Raw genomic sequence first — 25,644 nt, forward strand, 5'->3', positions numbered from 1 at the left:
TCATACTTCATACTTCATACTTTTTATCTAGTTTCAGTTGTTTCTACTCGGAATCTTTCCACGGAGGCGATTAAATCACGGGAAACGCCTACCAAGTTTTGCAGTGCGCCGGAAACCCGTTGTGCTTCCTGGGATGTTTCTTGGGCTGTGAGTTCTACAGATTGCATCACCTGAGCGACAGCGCGAGAAGTTTCTGTTTGTTCGACTGTATCAGAAGTGATGGAGCGTACGAGAATATCAATGCGATTTGCTACTTGAATAATATTTTCTAGCGATCGCTTGGCTTCTTCTGCCAGTTTTGTACCTTGAATTACCTGCTGGGTGCCTTCTTCCATCGCTGTCATTACTGAGCCTGTTTCGCTCTGGATTTGCATGACTATTTGTTCAATTTCTTTGAGAGACTTGGCTGATTTATCAGCTAACTGGCGTACCTCATCCGCAACGATCGCAAAACCCCGCCCCGCTTCTCCGGCTCTGGCTGCTTCAATACTGGCGTTAAGAGCCAGCAAGTTGGTTCTAGAAGCAATTTGCGAAATCAACGCTACAATTTTAGAAATTTCTTGAGATGATTCTGCTAGTCGTTTCACTTTGCGGGTGGTTTCAGCGACTGTTTCCCGAATTTCTAAAATCCCCGCCACGGTATTTTCTACCGCTTCCCCGCCTTTGAGAGCGATCGCACTGGCTTCCCGGGCCACTGTTTCTGCTTCCCGTGCTGCTTCTGCTACCCGTTGGATAGAATCGGTCATTACTTGTACGGAGTTGAGGGTAACTGCTAACTCTTCGGCTTGGCGTAAAGCATCGCTAGATAAGGCTCTGGCGAATGTTTCGGAGTTAGTTGCACCTTTGGTAACTTCCCGTGCTGCCACTTTCACCTGTTGGACAATATCTCGCAGGTTTTGAATTGTTAAGTTAAAAGCATCAGCAACCGCTCCTAAGACGTCGGCTGTCACCTCAGCTTGGACAGTCAAATCTCCTCTAGCGGCTCCTTCCACGTCGTCTAATAGGCGAATCACTTGCCGTTGTAAGTTCTCTTTGGCTTCTTCCTGTTCTTGAGCTTTACGTGTGGCTTCACTAGTGGTTGTAAAAATTACTCGTGTCATTTCATTGAAGCCAGCAGCTAACTGTCCTAACTCATCTTCTGAGTAGACAGTAGCTTGGACGCTAAGATTACCTTTACGCATGGCATCAAATTGATTTTGCAAATCTTTAGTCGTGCGACGGACTTGCTTGAGAGTAAGATTGCCCATAATCCCCGTAGTCGCAAAACTGACAAGCCCTGCTGCTAATGCCATTGCCCAACCAGTATTGCGTACAGACTCCCGTTGCTGGGGTGGAGAAACTGTTGTCGCAGTGAAACTAACTACAGCTACAACCACTGCGGAAACTACACCCACACACCCAGCAACTATCCATTGCTTTTTGGCTAGTGGGGCATTTTCTAGAGGTGCGAGAATGCCTTGTTCTACGCTAACTTGAGGTTCAATGTTAGTAACGTCTGTTTGGGTAAAAACTGGGACTGCTTCTTGGGAACCAGTGATACTAAACAATTCATCATCGCGATCGCTTTGTGTGGAGTTATCTCCAGTTTCCTTCCTTTTTTCAGCAATCCCAGAATTTTCAAAGGCTTGACTGTAACTCCCACTGTTTGATGTGAGTGAGCCAGAATTTAGTTGCGAGTTACCGAAACTAGAATTAGTCACAAAATCAAACTCTGCCTGAATATTTCCCAAATCGTCAAATTCCTCAAAGTCATCTAAAAACTCAATGTTGCTACCTTGAGGAATCTGGCCATTTAATTTACTGTTAATACCTTCATGTTCGTTTTGGGAGAATGACTGGGAACCAAAAGCTGATTCAAATGCCTCTAGATCAAAACTGTCATCATCAAAGTTCTGGTTTTGCTTAATTGAGAAATTGGAGTTTAGTTGTTTGTCGTCTATGGTAAAAGTGCTGTTGAAAGAGGCTGTTGAGGAAAAATTTTCTTTACTGCTGTATTCCACACTATTAATTTCTGTGATTTCAATATCTGTTCCTGTTTCTTCTACCAGTAAAGTTTCTTGGTCAAAATTCCTTGTATGGATGTTCTGCAAACTATCATCACTATATTTATGTGAGATTTGCTCAGCAGAATCATTTTCCTGACTATTGAAGCTATGATTAGGTGTTAAAGTAATTTTGGCCAAATCTGGCTCACGAATATTGGGCTGATTTTTCTCTAAATTCTGGTGAGCAGTACTTGTATCACTTTTTGCTAAATTGTCATTAATTTCTGTTTTTTCTGTAGAGGATGATTTGTCATCCTGTAAAAAAGCAGGTAATTCTAACTCTGCTCCTTCCCAGATATTAGCTTGTGAAGTTGGCTGTGCATCTGCTTGAGATGAGGCAAAAGGATTGTCGTTGAAAGTTTCACAGGAGTCTACACCTGGCTCAAAACCACTACTATCTGTAGATATTCCAAATGGGTTATCTATATCTTCTGGTGATTCTTCGTGACTCGCGATTCCATTAAAGTCAAAGCTATTACTATCTAAGTCTTCTAAAGTTTCTAATTTTTCTAATTCTTGTTCTGCTGGTTTTGCTGCCGCAAAGATAAAAGAATCTTGTGAAGATTGCTGAGAGTTATCATCCTCATCCGTCAAAGCATTTAATTCCTGTTGATATTGATTGATATTATCCAGACCACTTTGAGCAAAAACAGTAATTTCTGGGTCTTGAGTTAATTCCAATACTTTTTGATATTCTACTTTTGCTACATCATACTGCTGTAAAACATAGTAGACGTGACCCCGCAACAAATGGGTATTAGGGTCATTTGGTAGATTTTGCACCACCTCGTCAATCAGGGTGGCTGCTCCTTGGTAGTCTTGTTGCGCGTAGGCTGTTAGAGCCTGTTGGTATGTCTGCACGTAATCTTCTATACTCGCTGCCATGTATTGCCTCCCTATTTCATCCTGCCCAACGCGCACTACGTAAAATTGCTGTTTGATCTAGTAGTCGCAGATACTGCTTGTTTTGAGCATCTAATAACCACTCTCCCCGCAAAAAAGGAGCCATAGTATCCGCTACATTTGTTGGTGCCATAAGATGCTGTGCGTCTAGCCAATGCATACCGCCAATTTCTTCTACTGCTAAGCCTACAATTGTGTCTTGTTCTTCTATAGCGATCACCGAAATTTCGGCGCGATCTGTGTTTAATGCTGTTGCTTCTCCCAGAAATTGACCTAAATCAGCCACCCAGATTACTCGACCTCGTAAATTTAGAGTACCCAAAAGTAAAGGAGAAGCATTAGGGATTGGGGTGATTCGATCAGGACTCAGTTCGATGACTTCGCGAATACCAGTTGCTGGTAGTGCAAACTCCTGACGCGAAGGAATAAAAAACCGCAAATGTAACTCACCTTCAGGACTTTCTACTTGTAATTCAGGACGAAAGTGATCTTGTCCACTGCCTCTTAAAAAGTCCGGTTTGTTGACCATGTTCTGCTCATCCTTATCCTCGCAGTAGTTGTTTGACTGTTCCCACCAACTCAGTCGGTTGGAATGGTTTGGCTATGTAGGCGTCTGCACCTTGTTTCATTCCCCAATAACGATCAAATTCTTCTCCTTTGGAAGAACACATAACTACAGGGACATTTTGGGTTTTGGGGTCAGACTTTAATCGGCGGCAAACTTCGTAGCCATTCATTCGGGGCATGACAATATCTAATACCACTAAATCAGGAGGATCTGTTTGAATTGCTTCCAACGCTTCTACTCCATCACTGGCATGGGTTACTGTTAAGCCACTCGCTTTCAGGAGGTCTGTAATCATCTCCCTTTGGGCGATACTGTCTTCCACGATCAGAACTGTACTCATAAATGCCCCTATCTACCTCCTGATGTAGACGTTCCTACTGGGAACATGCCCTGATTTCCCCGTAAGCATTTACTGTATAAAATAAATCTATTTTTCACTTTTACTAGGTAATGAGGTTTTTCTTAGGCTGGCTGGTTCTGTAGATATTATTTTTTACTCTATCTTTTACCGGATCAACAAGTGTTGTGTTTCTTTTGTTACTTTGTTTTCACTGTAGTTTAAATATTTCTCCACGAGGACTACTAATTCAGTATGCCCAAATGGCTTGGTTAAATAATCGGTAGCTCCTAGCATTGTGGCTTTGACTCGATCAAAAAATCCTTCCTTAGCAGTAAGTATAATAATAGGTATATTCCGAAACGTTTGGGAGTATCGCAGCATTGCACAAATCTCGTATCCATTCAACTGTGGCATGGCAACATCACAAAAAATTAAATCTGGTTGGAATTGAAAAACTAGACTAAGTGCTTCTAGGGGATTAGTTATAGCGATCGCTTCATAACCTTGATTTTGCAAAATCGTCTCTATATGCGTACAAATGCTGAGTGTATCATCAATACATAATATGCGTTGCTTGTGATTTTCTTGTAAGGTAAGTGTTTTGTCTTGTTGGTTTGTTAATAATTCAGTTGTGTCTGAGTCTACTAAATGTACCCAGCCCTGTTGAACATACGGGTATATGGCCTTAGCGACAGTTACAATATTGCGGTTGAGATAACGAGCTAATTGGCGTAGGGATGTTTGACCACCTGCCCAATGCTGTAGTTTATTAACTGTCACTGCTGGTAGTGAAGAGCGTAGATTAACAATGTCAGTGAGTATGGGAAATTGTTCGGGAGACTGAATGTAAGGGTACAGTTGTTTCCACTGTTGCACCTGCTTCATGATTTTGCTCAGTAAAGGTGTAATCTCTAAAGTCGTTAATTGTGGTGTCAGTGCAGAACCCACTTCAAAAACGAAGCTACCCTGCTGGACATTCAGCAGGTCAAACAGAGTTTCCTGTACTAAGTTATGAATAATACTGCGAGCCTGGATTGGATTAATAATGTTCTGCTCTAATAGTGTCCATAAATAAGCATATTCTGGAGGATTCAAGGGTTCTAAGCAGGCTCGTTGTTCCTCATCTAGCTGCAACTTGACTTGATAATGACGCAAATAATCACTCAAGCGCAATAAACTATTCTCACTATTGGTTGCATAAATAATCTCACCGTTCAAAAAAAATATGAACCAAGATAAATTCTTGCCATTCTGATTTCTCCCTAGTTGGGGAATCTTGTGAAAGCTATGAGCCTCTACAAATAGTTGTCCAGTACGCTGCCCCAACTCTATCAATTGCAGGATACTGCGGATATCTATTTCATATAAATTTCCCTGCATTTAGTGAAAAGGCACTCCTTTTTTGAGGAACGGGGATTGGGGAGATGGGGGATGGGGAGGTGGGGAGGTGGGAGGACAAGAGGGAACTCGGGGTCCCCTGGAGGGGATTAGGGGGCGAAGGGGGACCTACTAACCATCAACAATCAACCACCAACCAACAAAATTTAATATTTTTTAATATACCTAGATTAAGTGAGTGATAACACGGTAGTCATCATAACTCACAACAGTACAAAATATTGAAGAAACAACAATTTGGTTGTATAAATATCCAGATGTGATATTTCCTGTCTATACATAAATTTTGCCTGTCTTGTCTTAATGCTGATTAGGGTTAAACAAGGCAGGTTAACGTAATTATCTAATGTATAACCAAAAACAAATTTATTAAGTGCATCAAAAGGATTAAAGGTGTGCTGTATTTAGCAGAAGTACAAAAACAAAAAGGCGGTTTACTTGGTGGTGGTGGCAAAACGGAACTGAAACTTCTGGTTTGTCAACGGACAGACCAGAGTTGGAGTACTGGGTCAGAAGAAGTCATTGCAGTTGAAGAAGCCAGTAAATTAAATGATGGTGCTCTCGTACTCGTAGAATTAAATCCTCAGCGTCAAGTACAGCGAATTCAAGAAGCGGGACGACCACTAGTCAACATTTTGCAGAATTTTTCTCGCCAATTAGAAAAATTTAAACTGAAGGAAGAAGAAATTGACCAGTGGAAAGAGTCGCTGACATTTCAAGCGCAGGAACTTAACCGCCGCGAAATCGAAATGGAAACGCGCTTAGAACAACTGCAACAAATGGAGGATGAGTTTCAACGCCTAGATGCAGAAAAACAGGAAGTTGAAACTTCCCGTGCTGATATCGAAAGGTTGCAACAAGAAATTGAGCGTAACCGCCAAGAACTGGAAGGAGCTTGGGAGCATTTGCGGGGTGAGCAGCGCCGCCTAGAAGAACACCAAGCACAGTTGCAGCCATCGACTGTGATGGATGAAGAGCAAAGTCGGGTATTACAAGAGTTGCTGCATCAGCTTTCTAGTAGTGTTGCTCCCACAGAAATAGTGCGGGAAAATCTGCATCTAGCATTTGAAATGGTGGAAAAACAGCAAGCTTTGCTCAATCCCCACTGGCAACAACTAGAACGACAAAGAATATTAACTGAAGAACAACAGGCTGAAGTTGAACGTTTGTCGCAACTTGTCTCAGAATGCCAAAATGAATGGCAGCAAACTCAAAATTCTCTAGAACAACAAACAGTCCAGTTGCAGGCGAACACAACTACTCTCCATAGTAAACAAGAGTATGTTCGGATACTCAAAGAGCAGCTGCAATACCAGGAACAGTTATACCAACAAATTTACTCTTTAGCTGCAAATTCTAGTGATGTTGTTCCCTCTCCAGAGATTGATATTGAAACTTTGGAAAAAATGCCTCTAGAAGAACTGCAAAAGATAGTGCAAAATTTGCAGGACAAACTTAACATAGACTCAAGCTTCGTCAACGATCAAGAACAAGAACTGAAATATAAACAAGAAGCTATAGAAGAAATCCAACAAAAAATTAATCAAGCATCAGCAAGTGAACGGAGTCAATTAGAAACTGAACTAGCTGATGAAAAAGACCACTACCAAATGTTAAATGAAACTTTGGTAGGACAACGTCGCCATTTACTTGAGTGTCAAGCACTGCTCAAGCAACACAAAATAGTACTACTGCGGCGACAAGGACAAACCCCCGTGAATGAAGATGAAAAATTAGATTTAAGTCCAGTACTCGAACAAATCCAAAAACAACGACAACAACTGTCAGAAACTCTACAAAATCTGGAAACAGAGATTGAGCAGGTACAAGCTAGTATTAATCAGATGCAAGAAGATATTGAGCAGCAAACTCAACAACAGGTCATGAAACGCGAGGAACTGCAAACAATGGAGCAAAATTTGCTGTCTTTGCGAACAACAACTGCCCAATCCCAAGGCCAGCTAAATTTATATCAACAAGCTTTACAACCAATTCAAGATTCCTTAGATGGGTTGCGACAGAAACTCCAAGGCGTTTCTGAATCTTTAGCTGAAGTTCAACAAATTGGTGATTCTCAGCTCCAGGCTATTACCCAGATGCGTCAAGTTATGCTGAGTTTAATTTCTCAACCAGAATTAGCAGCAACATAAAAAATTATGAATTATGGCTGATGTGAGTTAAAGCTCTGACCAAAATCATTTTTTGGAAATCGACCACTCTCTTGGAAAGCTTTAGATCGCCGGAAGCCGGCGCTCAAACTTTCCGCCGATGCACACAGATGTAGACGCCCCTAAGGGCGGCTTCCCGTAGGGTACACAGATAAACATAGATAAATTATCCGTTAGCGGCGGTGATTGGTAATCAGTTTACAGTTAACAGTTAGCTGTTTGCAATTGATAACTAAACACTCGGGCCGTTATGCATTACCGACTTTTATAAATTTACAATTGATTTAAGATTTAATCCAGATCCAATCACTTTCTACTATCGCTGTCGCACCACCGGGAAATGGATCAGTTTGGGACTTATTTGGTGCTGTAATTAAAGCTGTGAGTTTTTCGATTTGCTCAAATGTGGGAGCTACAGGAAGTATTTGTTGTAACACTTGCCGCATTACACGTCTTTGCAGAGCAAGTCGGGCTTTCTGTAACACGCGACGATTGAGTCTGAGAGGGTGGTCGAGAGTATCTGATTGGATAATCGTTCCTCCCCTCATGGCCTCTTCTCGCAAAGCCTGAGCAGCTTTTTCTAAATACTCCACTTCCGCTTGCAGTAGTTCTGCTGTTTGAGCTAAAGCTGATTCTACTTTTGGGTTGAAATTTTCTGACAAATATGGTATGAGTTCTAGGCGAATGCGGTTGCGGGCGTACTTTAAATCTTGATTTGTAGAATCTTCCCAGATCGGCAATTGCAAATCTTGGCAAAATTGCCCGGTTTCTATGCGGGTAATTTCTAAAAGTGGACGCACCAGCATAATGCCATCAACAAGTAAACGTTGCCAACTCAAAGCTTGCAGACCATCAGCACCAGTACCGCGAATTAAGTTATAAAGTAGTGTTTCTGCCCGATCGCTGGCTGTGTGACCTGTAACTACACATTTATAATTATGCTCCTGGGCGATCGCACTCAAAACTTGATAACGCCATTCCCGTGCAGCAGCCTCAGTTTGTACTAACTGTTGTTCTTGCGCTTCTACAGTCTGCAAGTAAAAAGATATACCCCAATTTTTAGCCAAATTTTCTATGTGTTGGGCATTAGCCTGCGAGTCAGTCCGCCAGCGATGATCACAGTGAGCAATACCTAACTTCCATCCCCATTTTGGTTGTAAATCTAATAATAATTTGATTAAACAAAGAGAATCTTGTCCACCAGAAACTGCAACTAGTAAGTACTGATTACGTTCAAACAGGTGACGCGATCGGATAGTGCGATGGATTTTTGCGTGTAGGGGAGTCCATATTAACCGATTTTGGATTTGAGGTTTTGGATTTGGGATTGGTTCCACAAGATTTATTTGAGGGCTTTTACTATACAAAAAATTATCAGATTTTGAATTTTGCAGTACTAATTATCTTTAAAAACCTCTGTGTCTCTTGCTGACTCTGTAGCCCTGGTGCGTTTAATCAAAAATATAAAACATTAGTTATTAAACTCTTTGTAATTACTAAAGTCTTTAAATTGGCGATAGTACTCTATTTCCGATTCTTGCTGACTATTATCTGATTCTTCCGGTTCATTAGAGCAAAATTCGACACATAATCTAATTTTACCTTCTCGCCACTTTTTACTAGGGACTAAAACGTGACAATCTAATCCCTCTTCAAAAAATACTCTTAATGAAACACCTTCACAAGAAGCAGCCTTAATTTTATTTATTATTTCAAATAATAATTGGGTATGATTTGAATCTTCAAACAGAGGTTGACGAAAATACACAACATCATCCTCAGGATTTAACGCTTCCCACTTATCATTCATAATCAATCTCCTAGAACTAAATTTATAGTTCCCAGGAGATTGCAGTTAATTTCAAATTATCCATCCTGATCAAGGATGATTTATGAACTCTTTAATTTTCTACCTGTGTGTCTTTTGTAGTTATTGAAAAAATTTAATGTCAACCTTAATAGAATTGGTATAGTTACTCCTTTGCTAAATAAAGAGGTAGTGAAGGGCAAGATTTCTAAAAGAACCAGCCGTAAGAGTGTAAACCCTTACCCAACAAATTTACACCCAAATAGCAAACCCAGACTACGACAAAACCACTAGCAGCTAAAATAGCTGGGCGACGCCCTTGCCAACCACGAGTAATACGGGCGTGGAGGTATGCAGCAAATACTAACCAGGTAATTAGCGCCCAAGTTTCTTTAGGGTCCCAACTCCAGTAAGAACCCCAAGCTTCGTTAGCCCAAACCGCACCAGCAATAATACCTATTGTGAGCAGAGGAAATCCGAGTCCAATGATGCGATAGCTGATGTTATCTAAGGTTTCAGCCAGGCTAAGACGTTGGGGAGAAAGAGGTTGAGAATCTTGAGTGTCGGATTTTGGATTTTGGATTGTAGGTGCTAAGACAGTATCCAAAACGGCGGTTTTACCATTGTTGACGGATTCATAACGGACAACACCATTACCATTATTGTCTGCAATCATTGCTGATGATTGAGAAATTAATTCACCTGCTTTTTGCAAGCGGTAGCCATTGCTGCGATAGCCACCAGTACCGACAGAACTACCTTGGAGTTGAATCTCCTGCCCACGAGTAACGACTAAAAAAGCGATCGCCAACAATGAACCTACCATTAAAGCGGCGTAACTTAACATCATGACGCTAACGTGCATCATTAACCAGTTTGATTTCAATGCAGGTACTAAAGGTTCTGCTACTTGCATTTGAGATGGTAGTGTGAGGGTAGCAAAAGCAGTAATACTCATAGCAACAGGGGCAGTAACAACTCCCACCAAACGACTGTGGCTGTTGTTTTCTGCTATCAGATGGATGGTAGTGATCCCCCAAGCCAGGAAAAACAGAGATTCATACAAATTGCTGAGAGGGAAATAACCAGCCTCTAGCCATCGTGCCCCTAACATTGTGGCAATACACAAATTCGCGATCGCCATTCCTGCGGTTCCCAATGCTGGTAAGTAGGGCAAGTTGGGAAAAGCCGCCCCACTCCAATAAATCAGCATTGTGGTAAAAAGGACGGCAAAGGAAGTATTGTCTAGCCAATTTTGGAGTTGCAGCAAATTCATAAAGCGTTTTCCCCTGTGAATTTTTAGAGGTTTGGATTCTCACAGTATTGATCCTATCTGTTTCGGGGTAGTTAGTAATTAGTTGGTTGTTGATCGTTGATTGTTGATGGTTAGTAGTTAGTGGTTAGTGGTTAGTGGGTAGAGACGCGAGGAACATCGCGTCTGTACATTAGTAGTTATTGGTTGTTTAATACTTACTCCTCACATTCCACCCTTACCTTAAGCCTATGAGCGCGTCTACACACCCCACCCTTACCTTAAGCTGCTACGCGTCTACACACCCCTCACACTCCCCATTGCCCCTAATCCCCAACGCCTCTTTCTTTATGCCGAGGGACCCTTACTTTACAGAAGCCGAGTAAAGCGCGTCTACGGCAATCGCTCATGGGGGACTCACCTCCCCACCTCTCCCCGCGCATCGTAGAATAAATATCACAATTGCTTAAGCTTTTTGGAGAGTTAAGCCATGCCACTGGCAGTTGGAGTTATAGAAACTTTAGGTTTTCCCCCTGTATTAGCAGCAGCAGACGCAATGGTCAAAACTGCTGAAGTTACCCTTGTATACTACGGTTTAGCAGAAAGCGCTCGTTTTTTAGTCGCCGTGCGAGGACAGGTTGCCGAGGTCAAAAGAGCCATTGCGGCAGGTATAGAAGCCTGCAACCAAGCTCAAGGTGATGGTGGTCAACTAATCACCCACTATATTGTTCCCAATCCACCAGAGAATGTAGAATCTGTCCTACCTATACATTTCACTAAAAAATCAGAGCCATTTCGCATTTTCTGAATTTGGTTCTCAAATCATCTTATGTACTGTACTTGCTTCCCGGAATAATAAAGATGATAGATTTAACTCTATAAAATATGTAGCAACCTTCGTACAATTAATTGGTAGCGCCACATAACTTTTACTGATATAGGAGACAACCAATGCCACTACAGGCAGTTGGATCAATTGAAACTAAGGGCTTTCCTGCCGTACTAGCTGCGGCAGACGCGATGGTGAAAGCAGGTCGAGTCACCCTCGTAGGTTATATAAGAGCTGGTAGCGCTCGCTTTACTGTGAACGTCCGAGGTGATATACAAGAGGTAAAAACGGCTGTCGCAGCCGGTGTAGAAGCTGTAGAGAATGTTTACGGCGGTGTTCTAGAAACTTGGGTCATTATTCCTCGTCCTCACGAAAACGTAGAAGCTGTTCTGCCAATTGGCTATACAGAAGAAGTCGAACAGTATAGGCAAGCAGTGGAAAATCCAATTGTATCTAGACCTAATAATCGTTAATCAGTGTAGTAGATGCAAAGCCTCTTGGTGCAGGTAAGCACAAAGATAAATAGTCCTTCGTACTTCTTACTTTATCCTCAGAAAGCGGTTCTCCGCTCTGAGGGTGTTTACTGGTTAATCAAATTTTTGACATTTTGATGATTTTTACTAAAACTGAAGTAGTCCAAAAGTTCAACATTTAGAGTCAAGGCTCTACAATTCAAGATTATATAAATTTTGGCTTTGCTGTTGACTAATCGTATAGTTTATGAATATACTCATCACCGCTACAAAAGTTCAAAATTTTTATAAAGACATTCAGTGATTTTAAGTTTTGCTCCCTCAATTAAAAGTACCCTAGAGGGTACTGTAAAACTTTCTGTCACTTTTTCAGAATAATCTTGTATGGTATTTTCTCTCAAAAGATTTTGAGTGATTATATAGAGTTGCTTTGATTTTTTTACGTAATGTTACTTGATAGTTGTTGCTAAAAATACATCTATTTACGAGTTTTTGGTAAAGTAAAATTTCTAATACTCAGAAACACTAGGGCATACTTCACAGGAGTGAAACTAAAAAAGTTTAAACGACGTCTAGAAATTGAGGGCAACAATCGTCTGAAAATGGTAAAAAAGGCTGATATTCAGCCTTTGATAACTTTGTTATCTGTCTAAGTGGAAGAACTAATTTAGTTTACAAAATTAAATATTTGATTTAATTGGGAAAATTGCTCAAAAAACATGATTTTCGGGAAGATGAACATGAAAATATGATGAGAAAGCAGAAGTAACTGCATAAAACCCGTGAGTCAAAACGTAATAAAAGTAGAATCACGTAGATGTTCTATCAGAACATCATGCAATTGGGAGCAACTGCCAGTCGAAAACTTGAGTGAGGTGAAAAATGGAGGTTGTGATGCAGCAAACTTTAAAACAGGGTTTCGAGGAGCGCAATCTCACTATGGCTTCTGAGGCGGATAAAGTGGCACAATTCTGGCATAAGCGGCTAGAAAATGAGTGTCTAGGACAAACCACAGCGAATAAACAAAGCATTGTTCGCTGGCTGCTAGGCAGCAATCAAGAGCGATTTGAAGATCCAAAGCAATTAGATATTGCTAAACAAGCGATGGAATATCGCTGGAAGATTTTAAATCAACGTTACTTAGGCAAATCAAGAGAAGCTGCTTACAAAAATTTACTGACTCGTTTAGGTAGTTTAGTAACATTACGAAATAAAATTCAGACATGGGTTGCCCTCAGTCGCGATCGCCAACGTTCAGTTTTGGATGTCTTACAAGAAGTCATTCAAGAACTGTTGCAAAGCGACAACTATATGCAGCAACAAATGGCTCTGATTTCGGAATTTACTACTGATCCGCGTTTACGGAATGCTCTGCTGTTTGCCAGTATAGAAGAATATTGCCTGCGACCAGTACGCAATCAACCCCTACTAGTTTACAGATTTGTCAATTATTTACGTCGTACCCAACGTGGTGGCTTAACTCAAGTACCAGGTAGCGACATGGTAAGGCTAGTCTCAGAAGAGATCCTTACTGACGATAGTGATAATCGAGTCAACTTAGTAGATACCCAAGCGGTCGCAGAATATCAAGAAGCACAAGAGCAAGAAGAACAACAGACGCTGCGACAATCAGTCAAGGATGAATTTGAAAATTACTTACTAGAAAATCTCGGACAAGAAGCAGTAGATTGGTTACGGCTATACTTACAAGGACAATCCCAAGATGCGATCGCTAAAAAATTAGGCAAGCCGATCAATGTCATTTATCGACTGCGGGAAAAAGTTAGCTATCACGCGGTGCGTGTTTTTGCTCTCAAAGACAAACCAGAACTGGTCGAATCCTGGCTACAAACATCATTGAAAGAGCATAATCTGGGACTAACACCAACTCAACTTCAGCAATTGCATGAAAAATTGACCCCAACTCAAAGACAAGTTCTAGAACTACGACGAGCAGGCAACAGTATAGAAGAAGTAGCCCAAAAATTAAAACTTAAAACCCATCAAGCAATGGGTGAATGGACTAAAGTCTACCTAAGCGCCCAAACTTTGAGAAGTGAAGAGTAGGGGAGTAGGGTATGCAACATTTTTGGTTGTTACTTGTACCACAACAAGATTTTCTATGAGCAACTACAAATCAGGAGAGTTAGTTGCTCCCCACACAAGCAACAAACAACTACCAACTGCTGGATATTTATTGTTAAAGGTTCGCGATATTAAATTCAAAATCAAGCAATTGCTTATTTTGTAGTTAATTTAACTTTTATTTATCTAAACGTCATGATTTGTTTACTGCCAAAAAAAATCTGGGCAGAATAGGATATATAGAAATTTCAAGCAATCTAAGCCTATGTTGTCTTCAAAGGGCAAATCAATTGATACCGAAGCTAGCGATCAGCAAGAAGTACCATCCGACACACACATATTATGGGAGCAAGGAATAGAACGCGAGCAAGTATTCCAGCTGATTGAAAGTTTTCTGTCCTTTGAAGCCTGCCTTTATCATCAAGTTGTGCCACTCAAAATGGAAGACAACAGCTTGTTATTGGGTATGGTCAATCAAGAAGATAGTTCAGCGTTAGATTACGTTCGTCGTATATTGTCTTACATAAAATGTACATTAGTATGTGAACCGATTACAGGCGATATCCACCGTAAAATACTCTCAGCCTATCTAAACTACAAAAATACATCCCCCTCAGCGATTCCACAAGACTCTAATCAGCAACCAACCAACCCAAACCCAAATCAAACTGAAAACACTGTCCTGCAATTGGATGCTTCTGCTAAGCCACAGCTAGAAACTGTAAGTCACAATACTCCTCAGTCTCATCGCGTGATTGTTACCAACCCCAACACCACAGAAGCAAAACAAACAGAACAAGGGAATTCTAATATTAGCCTAGCAACCACAGGAAATTTACATGTTTTATCAGTTCCAGTAGCAGAAGAATTCTCTCCTGTTGAGATCTTGTTAACCTTACCACCAAAAAAACTACTAGAAGAATTATTAGCTAGGGTTTTAGCAGGGGGAATCGGTCGGCTGTACTTAGAAAGACTACCCTACACAGGCAGAATTCTATGGAGTGAAAATGGAGTTTTGCAATCTGTATTGGAGAAAGTACCTCTATCGGTGTTTCAGGGAGTCATGAATGAGTTAAAACGATTTGGTTCTCTGCCTGTAATTACACTTGCAGAACCCAAACAAGTCGAAAGAGAATGTTTATATCAACAAGACCGTTTATTATTGCGCTTGCGAGTTATGCCAGGCATGTACGGCGAAGAAGCAACCCTTCAAGTACTGCGAGGAGCAGCGTTAAAGTTTTATCAACAACAACAGTTAACCCGCCTTAGTCGTGATGCCTTGGGTATTTCTCAGCAACTCAGCTATAAATTGCATGAATTACAAGAGAGACTTTTAGTTAACCGCAACGTTAACTCTAGTCAGCTAGAAACTTTCAATGCTCTCAACAACTTGTTACAAAATTTAGACCAGCATATAAAAAGACTTACAATTGAAACCTCTGAACCACCGACAAAATAAATTTTGGTCAATTGTCATTTGTCATTGGTTGTTTGTTGATAGTTGTTTGTTGGTTGGTGGTTGTTAACCATCTTCCTTGTCCCCTTCTGTTACCAATTTTTAATTTTTAATTTTTTCTTTTGAGTTGATAAGTCTCCCCACCTCTGCTTTTCGGTAAAACCCCTGATTTCGATCGCATAATTTTTATGCTGTAATAAAACTCTAGACCGATTAACCACATGGTTGCGGTTAGATATATAGTAATTTTGCAATTTTATACACAGTAAAATTACGGTTGAAAAGCCTAATGAAGGATGAAGTGTGAAAGATAAAGTATTAATTTTAATACTTCTGCCTTCTGCCTTCTGCCTTCTGCCTCCTGCCTCCTGCCTTACACCAACGAACAATTATTCCTGCATTTCATGCATACAGAGGTTTTTAGTGAACTTTTCCCTTTAATGAGTACAGCCAATCCACAAACTCTGGAATGGTTGCTTTCGATTGCTATTGAACACGAATACCCAGCCGGACGAGCTGTTTTGATGGAAGATGCCTGGGGTAATGCAGTTTACTTTGTAGTTTCTGGTTGGGTAAAAGTTCGCCGCACTATAGGGGAAGATTCTGTTGCTTTAGCAATTTTAGGTAGAGGCGATTTTTTTGGAGAAATGGCAATTTTGGATGAATCTCCTCGTTCAACCGATGTGATTGCTCTTTCAACAGTGAAATTACTGAGTATCTCAAGAGAAAGATTTATTCATATATTATTTAAAGATCCGCAGCTACACCATCGAATGCTGCAATTAATGGTACGGCGACTGCGATATGCAAACGTACGCTTGCAAATGCGCTCTGCTCCACCAGCAGTCAAACTTGCTCACACTCTTGTCAGCTTAGGCGAAAGCTATAGTGAAGAATCACATAAAGGTAGAGAAATTTTTAACATTTCTTTTAAAGATTTAGCAGATGTTACAGAAATTGGGGTTGAAGAAACCACTAAAATCATGGAAAAATTAGACGAAAAAGGTTGGATAAAAATTGACACTACTAATCAAGTGGTTCGCCTCGTCAACTTTCGCCAATTGATGAACTTGGCTGGCAAAGTTTAATACTTTCACATCATTCTGGCTGTTTGTTCACACAAGAGTTATGAGTTAGGAATTATGAGTTAAATTAATCTTTTGACTCGTTATTCTGCAATGTTTACTCTTAAGTTCAGATGAATGAAACAATAGCACCTTGTACCGATACGCGCGTTCAAAAAAAATTACCAACTATTCATTACCAGGTGGCAATGCCTCAACCAGAAAATCATCTGTTTGAGGTGACTTTACACCTTGTGGGCTACCCGTTTTCCATTCTTGATTTAAAGTTACCAGTTTGGACTCCTGGTTCCTACTTAGTACGAGAGTATGCTAAGCATCTACAGGGATTTACTGCTTTTACCAACAATAAACCCTTAAATTGGCGAAAAATTAGTAAAAATCATTGGCAGGTAGAAACAGAAAAAGTATCAGAAGTTACTATAAGATACCGTATTTTTGCTAATGAACTCACAGTACGGACAAATCATTTAGATTCTACCCACGGTTATTTTAATGGTGCGGCGCTGTTTTTTAGACTACCAAAATTTGACAAGCAACCAATTTTTGTGACTATTGTGACACCCCGGTCAGAATGGCAGATAACTACAGCACTACCACCCGTTCCGGGACAAGCCAACACATTTTGTGCTTTAGATTTCGACACCCTTGTAGATAGTCCTTTTGAGATTGGTTCTCATCAACTCTATCATTTTCAGGTACTAGATAAACCCCACGAATTAGCTATCTGGGGACGTGGTAATTTCCAAGTGCAGCAGATGATTGCTGATATCAGCAAAATTATTGAAGTCGAAGCACAAATGTTTGGTGGCTTGCCTTATGAAAGATATGTGTTTCTGGTGCATTTATTTGCCCAAGCTTATGGGGGTTTAGAGCATAAAAACAGTTGCTCGTTGATTTATCAGCGATTTGGATTTCGCGATCGCGAAAAATATGATCGCTTTATGCAATTGGTAGCCCACGAATTTTTCCATTTGTGGAATGTGAAGCGCATTCGTCCTAAGGAACTGGAAGTTTTTGACTACGACCAAGAAAACTATACCTCTTGTTTGTGGTTCTGTGAGGGAACCACTAGTTACTACGATTTGCTAATTCCTTTACGGGCTGGCATTTACGATGTCAAATCATTTTTGAATAATTGGAGTAAAGAAATTACCAGATATCTGACAACTCCAGGGCGAAAAGTACAACCTCTGTCTGAATCTAGTTTTGATGCTTGGATTAAACTGTACCGTCAGGATGCCAATAGTGGTAATTCTCAGATCTCCTATTATTTGAAAGGAGAAATGGTATCGTTATTGCTAGATTTGCTGATTCGTTGTCGGTATAACAACAAGCGATCGCTTGATGATGTCATGCTGCAAATGTGGCACAAATTTGGCAAAAAGGAAATTGGTTATACTTCAGAACAGTTGCAGGAAGTAATAGCATCTGTAGCAGGAATTGATTTATCTGATTTCTTTAAACGCTATATAGATGGCACTGAAGAATTGCCTTTCAATGAGTACTTAGAACCATTTGGCTTGCAATTGGTAGCACAGACAGAAACAGAACCTTACTTAGGTGTAAGAGTAGGTAACGAAAATGGACGGGATATAATTAAATTTGTCGAAGCCGATTCTCCTGCCCAATTGGCTGGGATTGATCCTGGTGATGAACTGCTAGCATTCGATGGGATCAAGGTGAGTGCGAATCAATTAAGCGATCGCCTGAAAGATTACCAACCCCAAGACATTATTCAAGTTGCGGTTTTCCACCAAGATGAACTGCGCATCTACCCTGTCACCTTAGCTTCTCCACCTGCAAGCAAATACCAGGTGCAACCTGTAGCCAATCCCTCTGCTACACAGAAACAGAACTTTGACAAGTGGTTAGATGCATCGCTGGCAAATCTGCGGTAGGCTTTTAGTCTTAGTAGGGTGGGCATTTGCCCACTGCCTCCCCTGTTCTGATTATGTCTCCCTGTCAAATATATCAGGCTTATGGTGAAACGGTATCACTACCGTACCGCCTCCTTCACTCCTTCGTCCCAAAGAATTTCTGTTGCTTTTTGAGCAGAAAGCGGACGATAAAAGAGGAAACCTTGGACGTCCTCGCAGTTGATAGATTTTAAAAACTCCAGTTCCTCTTGCTTTTCTACTCCTTCAGCAGTCAGCCTCAACCCTAAACTTCTTCCCAAGCCAACAATCGCCTTAACAATGTGAGCCACTTTCACATCCTTCGTCAAATCTCGAATGAAAGAACCGTCAATTTTTAAATTGTGGAGTGGTAATAGCTGTAAACGTGACAGAGAAGAATGACCCGTACCAAAATCATCAATAGAAAGGTGAACTCCCATCTCCTCTAACTGTTGCAACACAGTTCTAGTAAATTCCAAATCCTCAATAGCAGTTGTTTCTGTAATTTCCAATTCTAAGAAATGCGCTTTTAAACCAGTCTCATCCAAAATCTTAGCTACTGTCTCCACTAGTCCTGGTTGGCGGAACTGTTTAAGAGAAAGATTAACAGCCATAGTCAAAGCAGGTAATCCTTCATCTTGCCAAACTTTATTTTGCCTACAAGCTGTCCGCAACACCCATTCTCCAATTGGGATAATTAATCCGCTTTCCTCAGCCAAGGGAATAAATTTACTGGGAGCTACTAATCCCATATCTGGATGTTCCCAACGCAGCAGCGCTTCCATACCAGTAATTTTTCCTGTATCGATATTGACCCGAGGCTGGTAGTGAACTACAAATTCTTCTCGTTCTAGGGCATGGCGCAAGCTCTTTTCTAGAGTCAATATTTCAGGAGTTTTGGAACTGATAGAAGTTGTATAAAATTGAAAATTATTCCTACCCTCGTCTTTGGCATGATACAAAGCCGCATCCGCGTGTTGGATCAAAGTTTCAACATCAGGACTATGCTCGTCAAACAGAGCAATGCCAAGGCTGGCACTAATATAAAGTTCGTGTCCCTCTATTTGAAAAGCTGTTTCTAGTTCTTGCAGGATTCTTTGGGCTACCTGGGCTACCTCTTCCACATAATTTACTTGGGGCAAAAGGATGATGAATTCATCGCCTCCCCAACGAGCAACAACGTCACCAGCTCTAAGGGATTGCCGTAATCTTTGGGCGACATTTTGTAGCAATTGATCACCAAGTGTATGTCCCAGAGTATCATTAATTGTTTTGAATCGATCTAAATCCAAAAACATGACAGCTAAACTCTCTTCCCTACGAGCCGTATTCGGTAAAGTTCTGGTCAGTTGCTCTTTAAATAACAAGCGGTTAGGTAATCCCGTTAGCAAATCGTGGAGAGCCTGGTAACGGATCATTTCTTCCACCTGTTGTCGCCGTCGAGCGCCACTGATACTAGCAGCCATTGTTAAGAGAGTGGATTCTTCGTGCCTCGACCACTGGCGCTGCTTACAACAATCTGCTAAACCAAGGACACCCCAGAAATTTTCATCTAGACGCAATGGCACAAGTAATAGGGATAAAATGCCCTCACGGTGGAGAATTTCTTGGTCAATAGCACTTAATTCTTGAGTCAAACTCTGAATAGATTTTCCTTGTGAGAGGGTAGTATACCAGTTACCTAATTCGGAGACTTGATAAGATTGATTTTGCCTACTACCTTCGGACAGAACAGAATCGCTTCTCCATTCAAATCGGAGCGTCATCACGATTTCTGCGGTGACAAGGTGGGGATGGTTCTCAAACAAATAAACCCGATCTACTTGAGCAGCTTCACCCAGAACTGCTAGTACCTTATCAATGGCTTTTTCATAGTTCATTTCTGTAAGTAAATAATTAGTAGCTTCTGCTACTGCTTGGAGTAGGCGATCGCGCTGGCGTAATTCAATCTCAGCCTGCTTTTGCTCTGTGATATCCCTAACAATAAAAGTTCTGATTAAATCGCTTTCTGGAAGATAGTGAACCGATTGTTCAAATACTTCTTCCCCAACTTCTACTTCTCGAATAAAAGAATTCCCTTGGCGATTTTGAACAGCGTTAGCAAGTCCTGCCAAAATAGTGTGCTGTACACCTAATTTTCTAATGTCGGGAAATTTCAAAGCCGCAGCAGGATTCAGATAAGTTACCGTTCCTTCTAAATCTACTTCAATAATCGGATTGGGAATCAATTCCGGGAAAGAAGCCAACCGAGCGAGAGCAACTTCGCTAGCACCTTCGACACCATCTGTAGGGACAATTAGGGTTTCAAAAGGATTAACAGGATTGGCTTGTTCCGATAGAAAGCCAGATATATCGTCAGCAACACAAGATTCCGAAAAAGCTTGCTCTGATAAATTTGAGATCGCATAGTATTTGGCTTTAACTTGATTATTGCCAAATTCAATTAGATCTCCATGCTTGAGATCATGAGAGAAGCATTTCATACCATTCACGAATAGCCCGTTTGTACTCCTTTTGCCCTTAAAACTGCCATCAATAATCCGAAAGGCATACTGTTCTGTCTCTGGTAGAGTTACCCGTAATAAAATGGCGTGCTGTCTGGAGACAGATCGAGAACGAAGAACGATCGCATTTCTGACATCCCGTCCCAGAGAATATGTAGCCTCTTTCAAGGGAATAGTTCGCTTTCCTTGTAAGTCTTGGAGAACTAACAGGTGGCGTATTTTTTCCCACTCATTTCCTGGCATGACTCCTTCCTCAAACTCTCACCTGTTCGGGTCTTGGTCTGAAAAATACTGCTCCCATAATTCTTGATCTTGAGTAGGCATTTCCATCAGCATTTGTTCAACTAGCTTTACCCCCATTTGTGAGGGATTAGCACGACCGTTTTCCCAACGGTTGACCGTCTGAAACGAAACCCCTAACTGACGAGCTAGTTGCTCCTGTGAGATTCCTAGCCTTTTTCTCAACTCACGAATGAGATTCGGAAACTTTGGCCTTACGGTCACTATTGTTTACTCTTTTCTCTCTTAAATATTCAGAATAAGATTAAACACTTGGTATAACAAATGGTATATTTGCGTAATTTTTGAATCAAATTTAGAATACGATGAGTAAATCAAAACCATGATTATCAACACAAACAGACTTACAAAATTTCAGAAAAGCCTCCTCGGTAATCACTGCTTCATCAATAATATTTTGTAATTTTTCAAATGTTTCCATTACTTAATAACTTCTTGTGTGAATCTTGTGAAAAGTAAAAAACCGCAAATCCGAGTAAATAGAATTAATATAAAAACAATAAAAAAATGTGATTGAGAAAACAGAAAAATGGAAAACTATGTATGTACAGCCTGTGGTTACGTATATAACCCAGCAGAAGGTGATTTAGATGCTGGCATACCAGCAGGCACAGCTTTTACAGATTTACCCGAAGACTGGGTATGCCCGGTATGTGGGGCAGAAAAAGACGAGTTTGAACCTGAGGAGTGAGGGTAAAGGAGGTGGGGTGATGGGGTGATGGGAAGGTGGGTGGTATGAGGAGTGTGAGGAGTGTCTAGACGAGGCAGTACGGTGGACTCCTTTCCCGGCATAAAGAAAGAGGCGTCACCTGGCGTCACCTGCCGTGCGCAAGTGGCTTAAGGTAAGGGTGGAGTTTGAGGAGTAGTAAGCCATTAATTACTAACCACTAACTACTAACCACTAATCACTAACAAATGACCAATGACAAATGACAAATTGCAAATAGTAGTTATAGGTGGTGGGGCGGCTGGCTTTTTCAGCGCGATCGCTGCTGCCAAAGCTAATCCTCATGCTCATGTGATTTTACTAGAAGCCAGTCATCAACCATTGGCGAAGGTTCGCATTTCCGGTGGTGGACGCTGCAATGTTACTCATGCTTGCTTTGAACCTCAAGAGTTGGTAAAAAATTACCCCAGAGGTGGCAAAGCCTTATTAAGCGCTTTTACCCGCTTTCAATCCCAAGATACTATCAACTGGTTTCAGGCTCATGGTGTCAAGTTAAAAACTGAGGCTGATGGCAGAATGTTTCCCACTACAGATAGTTCCGAAACCATCATCAACTGTCTCATGAGTGCAGCTAAAGCAGCTGGAGTGGAACTACGCACAGGAACTGCGGTGGTGGGAGTAAAACTAGGAAGGGTAAATTCCCCACTCTCTCACTTTGAGATTACTCTAAAGTCGGGCGAGAAATTACAATGCGATCGCCTCCTATTAGCTACGGGTAGCAATCCCATAGGCTATAAAATCGCTCAACAGCTGGGACATACCATAGAACCACCAGTGCCATCTTTATTTACCTTCAATATTAAAAATGAAAAGCTAACAGAGTTGGCTGGGGTAAGTGTTAATCCTGTGAAATTACGGCTAGTTGTACCAGAATCTCCCCATCTAGAACAAATAGGCCCATTACTGATTACCCATTGGGGTTTGAGTGGGCCAGCCGTGTTGAAATTGTCTGCTTGGGGTGCAAGAATGCTACACTCAAGTAATTATCAAGCCACTTTAGTTATTAATTGGCTACCGTATCTCAAACAAGAACAAGTACGTCAACAATTGTTGACAGTTAAGAACAATTCACCTAAGCGTCTCATTGCATCTCATCGCGCTGTTGACTTACCGCACCGCCTCTGGCAATACATTGTTTTTTATGTAGGAATTTCTTCTGAAAATCGTTGGGCAGAATTATCAAACAAAACTTTAAATCAATTAGTGCAAGAACTTATACAAGCTCAATATTCGATTAATGGTAAAGGAACATTTAAAGAAGAGTTTGTAACCTGTGGAGGTGTCAACCTCAAAGAAATCAACTTTAAGACAATGGAGAGTAAGTTGGTTCCAGGTCTTTACTTTGCAGGAGAAATTTTAGATATCGATGGTGTAACTGGTGGTTTTAATTTTCAAAGTGCTTGGACAACAGGCTATCTAGCTGGTTTAGCAATGGTGTCAGATAGGAGCTAGATTAGAGAGAAAAAAGAAATACATACTATTTAGCAATTTAACAAGTAAGATTTTATGAGAATTTTTATGAGTCGAGTCTAATTAGTGATTCTATTCTTAACTGAGTTACAAGCCTTTTTGTTAAGTGAAAAAATTTTTTAAAAAACAAATTCTTTTTTTTAAATTGTAAGAAGATGAATAAAAATGAATAATAATTAACAACTTGACATAATTTTCTTTATAAATCAGGAAAAATACTGACTATTTAGACAAAAAATAAGTATTTATTTTAAAGACTGATAAGAGAGGGTAAAACTTTATTTTATTTCCAGCTTCTAATTTATAGGTTCTGCCCCTTGTATTATTTTGTTTTTAAATAATATAAGTAATAGCTTACACTTCATAATCAAAATTGTATAATTTCGGGCTGACAACAAAGATTTGAAAACATAAAATATAGCTCATAAGCTATCTCATCAAACTTTTTATCGGTGGTTATTACTAACCACTGAACAATATTTGCCTGGAGAAAAATTACTGATTTTTCTCTAAAAATTTGCTATGGAATTTTAGTTTACCACTCGTAAACGACGGTGTTCCCTGTGCATAGAGGTATCACTGACTTAAATGTTGGGAGGTCAAATTGAAACTGAGACTCGGCTTTATCATACTGGGGATTATTTTAATTTCGTTTGCACAATCAAATAAGCTTACTTGTAGTCGAACTGGGCAGCAAGCGTCTTGTAAACTAGCACGTTCGGGTTTCCTCTGGTCTGAAGAAAAAGAATTGCCAATTAACAAATTACGGGGGGCCGAATATTATAGCCCTAAGGATGACGAATCCTCGAAAATCGTAATTAAAACTAGTAACAGTGAAGTACCATTTTCTTCCTTCACAAGTTATAGCGATGAGAATCAGCAGCGAGCGATCACATCCCAAATTAATAACTTTGTCAGAAATAGCAAACAACAAGATTTGCAGGTCGAGCAAAGTGATACATGGTGGATTGTGATTGGATTTATTAGCCTTGCTGTTGGTGTGTATCCACTGTTGAAACCAAAATCTTAATCCAAGGCAGAAGCAGAAGGCAGAAGGCAGAAGCAGAAGGCAGAAGGCACCAGGGCAGAAGGCACCAGGACAGTCCCAATGAAACAAGTCTCACCGCCAAGCATGAAAGTGAAATTTTTCCTGTTCCCTGTTCCTGACTTTCAACTCAGAAGGCAGAAGGATTAAAGTTGATACTTCATCTTTCACACTTCATCCTTCATCCTTCTGTTTAATATCTTTTTAAAATACCTGCTTCTTTCTGCACAGGCAAAACATCTAAAATATCAGCTTGAGAACAATATTTCAGGTCTTCATAACATTCCAGACGTAACAAACGTTTGCCGTGACTGGCATAGTGAAATAGTCCTAATAAATTATCTTGCCATTGAGAATAAAGAGCGATCGCATTGATGACTTCATCGTTACCTGCAATTTCGTCAGTTGGTAAGCCAGTTTGCTCTACAACAGCATGGGCGATCGCACCTGCACAGGCGGTATCTTCTAGAGAAAAACTACCTTCCCAGCCAGAACCTATAATCCATACTGTTTGTGGTTGCATCTCCAAAAGATATTTCACCACTGCACCACGGTTAATAAGTGCTGCTGCGATTACAGTTTGAGCATCTTGGACTCGTTGTAAAGTCCTAGTGCCATTAGTAGTACTAATAAACAAGCGCCTTCCTTCTACTCTGTCTGGGGTACAGTCGAGAGGAGAATTACCCAAATCAAAGCCAGGAACTTTGGCCCCGCCGCGTTCTCCAGCTCGTAGCCGTTTTTCGGCTGGCCAAGATTCACTAACTTGTATAAGTTGATCTAAATCGCTGAAGACTTGGACTGCTTCACCACCAGCAGCTAAAACTGTTGCCATTGTAGAAGTGGCTCGCAGTACATCAACTGCGATCGCGCATTCTGGCACTTTATCCACTGGAGTTAATTCTGGAGTATGGTAAATGAATAGCTTCACGCGCTGGGTTACACCTGATTTGAGACTGCCGATATCACATTCTACCCAGTTGGATGTCACCGACCATAGTAGTAGTTTCTTACCACTGGTTTTAACAAATGCGATCACATAAACAATCTTGTTGTTAGAATGGCAGCCAATTTAGTTGTGAAATCAACGGTAATCTCAAAAAAGAACAAATACACTTACTTGGTATTTGTTCTTCATATTAAATAAAGTTATAGGAGTGATAAGTAATTTGTTAATTAAGTAGTTTGTTGTTTGAACCACTCAATTAGTAGAGCATAAGGTTTTGTACCCCTACCAACCACTAACGTACAGACGCGATGTTCCTCGCGTCTCTACCCTAACTACTAACCAAATCAA

21 protein-coding genes are annotated in these 25,644 nt (G+C 40.7%); 11 read left to right on the top strand and 10 right to left on the bottom strand.

From position 1 onward, the window contains the following. Nucleotides 1-23: 23 nt before the first annotated feature. The 4 genes from RS893_RS06435 to RS893_RS06450 form a co-directional block, all read right to left on the bottom strand. A complete protein-coding gene (locus RS893_RS06435) occupies nucleotides 24-2,930 on the bottom strand; it encodes a methyl-accepting chemotaxis protein (protein WP_315790393.1) in 2,907 nt (968 codons plus the stop codon). A gap of 16 nt (nucleotides 2,931-2,946) precedes the next feature. Further along, entirely contained in the window at nucleotides 2,947-3,477 is a 531-nt protein-coding gene (locus RS893_RS06440) for a chemotaxis protein CheW (protein WP_315790394.1), read from the bottom strand. Between the two features lie 13 nt (nucleotides 3,478-3,490). Continuing rightward, complete coding sequence (locus RS893_RS06445; protein ID WP_315790395.1) at nucleotides 3,491-3,856, bottom strand: response regulator transcription factor; 366 nt, start codon at nucleotides 3,854-3,856, stop codon at nucleotides 3,491-3,493. Between the two features lie 165 nt (nucleotides 3,857-4,021). Next, on the bottom strand, nucleotides 4,022-5,236 hold the full coding sequence (locus tag RS893_RS06450; protein WP_315790396.1) for a response regulator: 1,215 nt from the start codon (nucleotides 5,234-5,236) through the stop codon (nucleotides 4,022-4,024). Nucleotides 5,237-5,649: 413 nt separating this feature from the next. Here RS893_RS06450 and hmpF point away from each other — a divergent pair, with 413 nt between their 5' ends. Further along, nucleotides 5,650-7,404: a pilus motility taxis protein HmpF gene (gene hmpF / locus RS893_RS06455; protein ID WP_315790397.1), complete on the top strand. Its 1,755-nt coding sequence runs from the start codon at nucleotides 5,650-5,652 to the stop codon at nucleotides 7,402-7,404. 302 nt (nucleotides 7,405-7,706) lie between these two features. Here hmpF and tilS read toward each other — a convergent pair whose 3' ends face one another. The 3 genes from tilS to ccsB all read right to left on the bottom strand — a co-directional run bounded on the left by tilS (nucleotide 7,707) and on the right by ccsB (nucleotide 10,505). Continuing rightward, nucleotides 7,707-8,759 (bottom strand): tRNA lysidine(34) synthetase TilS, encoded by a 1,053-nt coding sequence (tilS, locus tag RS893_RS06460; protein WP_315790398.1) that lies wholly within the window; start codon nucleotides 8,757-8,759, stop codon nucleotides 7,707-7,709. A 134-nt stretch (nucleotides 8,760-8,893) separates the two neighbouring features. After that, nucleotides 8,894-9,232: a KGK domain-containing protein gene (locus tag RS893_RS06465; protein ID WP_315790399.1), complete on the bottom strand. Its 339-nt coding sequence runs from the start codon at nucleotides 9,230-9,232 to the stop codon at nucleotides 8,894-8,896. A gap of 205 nt (nucleotides 9,233-9,437) precedes the next feature. After that, nucleotides 9,438-10,505 carry a c-type cytochrome biogenesis protein CcsB gene (gene ccsB / locus RS893_RS06470; protein WP_315790400.1) on the bottom strand — a complete coding sequence of 356 codons (1,068 nt, stop codon included), beginning with the start codon at nucleotides 10,503-10,505 and terminating at the stop codon, nucleotides 9,438-9,440. A 466-nt stretch (nucleotides 10,506-10,971) separates the two neighbouring features. Between ccsB and RS893_RS06475 the strand changes: the two genes are divergently transcribed. The 7 genes from RS893_RS06475 to RS893_RS06505 all read left to right on the top strand — a co-directional run bounded on the left by RS893_RS06475 (nucleotide 10,972) and on the right by RS893_RS06505 (nucleotide 18,307). Continuing rightward, a complete protein-coding gene (locus tag RS893_RS06475; RefSeq protein ID WP_315790401.1) occupies nucleotides 10,972-11,289 on the top strand; it encodes a carbon dioxide-concentrating mechanism protein CcmK in 318 nt (105 codons plus the stop codon). A gap of 143 nt (nucleotides 11,290-11,432) precedes the next feature. After that, nucleotides 11,433-11,783: a carbon dioxide-concentrating mechanism protein CcmK gene (locus tag RS893_RS06480; protein ID WP_062247423.1), complete on the top strand. Its 351-nt coding sequence runs from the start codon at nucleotides 11,433-11,435 to the stop codon at nucleotides 11,781-11,783. A gap of 882 nt (nucleotides 11,784-12,665) precedes the next feature. Then, nucleotides 12,666-13,850 carry a HetZ-related protein 2 gene (locus RS893_RS06485; RefSeq protein ID WP_315790402.1) on the top strand — a complete coding sequence of 395 codons (1,185 nt, stop codon included), beginning with the start codon at nucleotides 12,666-12,668 and terminating at the stop codon, nucleotides 13,848-13,850. A gap of 55 nt (nucleotides 13,851-13,905) precedes the next feature. After that, complete coding sequence (locus RS893_RS06490; RefSeq protein WP_315790403.1) at nucleotides 13,906-14,034, top strand: hypothetical protein; 129 nt, start codon at nucleotides 13,906-13,908, stop codon at nucleotides 14,032-14,034. A 99-nt stretch (nucleotides 14,035-14,133) separates the two neighbouring features. Then, entirely contained in the window at nucleotides 14,134-15,327 is a 1,194-nt protein-coding gene (locus tag RS893_RS06495; RefSeq protein WP_315790404.1) for a pilus assembly protein PilB, read from the top strand. A gap of 401 nt (nucleotides 15,328-15,728) precedes the next feature. Next, nucleotides 15,729-16,412, top strand: coding sequence for a Crp/Fnr family transcriptional regulator (locus tag RS893_RS06500; RefSeq protein ID WP_315790405.1), 684 nt, complete (start codon nucleotides 15,729-15,731; stop codon nucleotides 16,410-16,412). 110 nt (nucleotides 16,413-16,522) lie between these two features. Continuing rightward, nucleotides 16,523-18,307: a M61 family metallopeptidase gene (locus tag RS893_RS06505; RefSeq protein ID WP_315790406.1), complete on the top strand. Its 1,785-nt coding sequence runs from the start codon at nucleotides 16,523-16,525 to the stop codon at nucleotides 18,305-18,307. A 98-nt stretch (nucleotides 18,308-18,405) separates the two neighbouring features. On the opposite strand, the gene RS893_RS06510 is transcribed toward RS893_RS06505, so the two are convergent. After that, complete coding sequence (locus tag RS893_RS06510; protein ID WP_315790407.1) at nucleotides 18,406-21,051, bottom strand: EAL domain-containing protein; 2,646 nt, start codon at nucleotides 21,049-21,051, stop codon at nucleotides 18,406-18,408. 18 nt (nucleotides 21,052-21,069) lie between these two features. Then, nucleotides 21,070-21,312, bottom strand: a complete 243-nt coding sequence (locus RS893_RS06515; protein WP_315790408.1) for a helix-turn-helix transcriptional regulator — start codon at nucleotides 21,310-21,312, stop codon at nucleotides 21,070-21,072. Between the two features lie 325 nt (nucleotides 21,313-21,637). Between RS893_RS06515 and rd the strand changes: the two genes are divergently transcribed. From rd to RS893_RS06530, 3 genes are all read left to right on the top strand, one after another. Next, nucleotides 21,638-21,799: a rubredoxin gene (gene rd, locus RS893_RS06520; protein ID WP_315790409.1), complete on the top strand. Its 162-nt coding sequence runs from the start codon at nucleotides 21,638-21,640 to the stop codon at nucleotides 21,797-21,799. Nucleotides 21,800-22,030: 231 nt separating this feature from the next. After that, complete coding sequence (locus RS893_RS06525) at nucleotides 22,031-23,287, top strand: NAD(P)/FAD-dependent oxidoreductase (protein ID WP_315790410.1); 1,257 nt, start codon at nucleotides 22,031-22,033, stop codon at nucleotides 23,285-23,287. A gap of 622 nt (nucleotides 23,288-23,909) precedes the next feature. Then, nucleotides 23,910-24,335 (top strand): hypothetical protein, encoded by a 426-nt coding sequence (locus tag RS893_RS06530; RefSeq protein WP_315790411.1) that lies wholly within the window; start codon nucleotides 23,910-23,912, stop codon nucleotides 24,333-24,335. Between the two features lie 208 nt (nucleotides 24,336-24,543). Here RS893_RS06530 and RS893_RS06535 read toward each other — a convergent pair whose 3' ends face one another. Then, nucleotides 24,544-25,278 (bottom strand): 2-phosphosulfolactate phosphatase family protein, encoded by a 735-nt coding sequence (locus RS893_RS06535; RefSeq protein WP_315791888.1) that lies wholly within the window; start codon nucleotides 25,276-25,278, stop codon nucleotides 24,544-24,546. Nucleotides 25,279-25,644 lie beyond the last annotated feature (366 nt).

Source organism: Fischerella sp. JS2 (assembly GCF_032393985.1).
Taxonomy (GTDB): Bacteria; Cyanobacteriota; Cyanobacteriia; order Cyanobacteriales; family Nostocaceae; genus Fischerella.

What these genes read in the sequence shown, in the direction of transcription:
- RS893_RS06490 (WP_315790403.1), top strand. Translation starts at nt 13,906, where the DNA reads ATGAGCAACTACAAATCAGGAGAGTTAGTTGCTCCCCACACAAGCAAC.
- RS893_RS06495 (WP_315790404.1), top strand. Translation starts at nt 14,134, where the DNA reads ATGTTGTCTTCAAAGGGCAAATCAATTGATACCGAAGCTAGCGATCAG.
- rd (WP_315790409.1), top strand. Translation starts at nt 21,638, where the DNA reads ATGGAAAACTATGTATGTACAGCCTGTGGTTACGTATATAACCCAGCA.
- RS893_RS06525 (WP_315790410.1), top strand. Translation starts at nt 22,031, where the DNA reads ATGACAAATGACAAATTGCAAATAGTAGTTATAGGTGGTGGGGCGGCT.
- RS893_RS06465 (WP_315790399.1), bottom strand. Translation starts at nt 9,232, where the DNA reads ATGAATGATAAGTGGGAAGCGTTAAATCCTGAGGATGATGTTGTGTAT.
- RS893_RS06440 (WP_315790394.1), bottom strand. Translation starts at nt 3,477, where the DNA reads ATGGTCAACAAACCGGACTTTTTAAGAGGCAGTGGACAAGATCACTTT.
- RS893_RS06500 (WP_315790405.1), top strand. Translation starts at nt 15,729, where the DNA reads ATGCATACAGAGGTTTTTAGTGAACTTTTCCCTTTAATGAGTACAGCC.
- RS893_RS06445 (WP_315790395.1), bottom strand. Translation starts at nt 3,856, where the DNA reads ATGAGTACAGTTCTGATCGTGGAAGACAGTATCGCCCAAAGGGAGATG.
- RS893_RS06480 (WP_062247423.1), top strand. Translation starts at nt 11,433, where the DNA reads ATGCCACTACAGGCAGTTGGATCAATTGAAACTAAGGGCTTTCCTGCC.
- RS893_RS06485 (WP_315790402.1), top strand. Translation starts at nt 12,666, where the DNA reads ATGGAGGTTGTGATGCAGCAAACTTTAAAACAGGGTTTCGAGGAGCGC.
- RS893_RS06505 (WP_315790406.1), top strand. Translation starts at nt 16,523, where the DNA reads ATGAATGAAACAATAGCACCTTGTACCGATACGCGCGTTCAAAAAAAA.
- ccsB (WP_315790400.1), bottom strand. Translation starts at nt 10,505, where the DNA reads ATGAATTTGCTGCAACTCCAAAATTGGCTAGACAATACTTCCTTTGCC.
- RS893_RS06450 (WP_315790396.1), bottom strand. Translation starts at nt 5,236, where the DNA reads ATGCAGGGAAATTTATATGAAATAGATATCCGCAGTATCCTGCAATTG.
- RS893_RS06475 (WP_315790401.1), top strand. Translation starts at nt 10,972, where the DNA reads ATGCCACTGGCAGTTGGAGTTATAGAAACTTTAGGTTTTCCCCCTGTA.
- RS893_RS06435 (WP_315790393.1), bottom strand. Translation starts at nt 2,930, where the DNA reads ATGGCAGCGAGTATAGAAGATTACGTGCAGACATACCAACAGGCTCTA.
- RS893_RS06510 (WP_315790407.1), bottom strand. Translation starts at nt 21,051, where the DNA reads ATGCCAGGAAATGAGTGGGAAAAAATACGCCACCTGTTAGTTCTCCAA.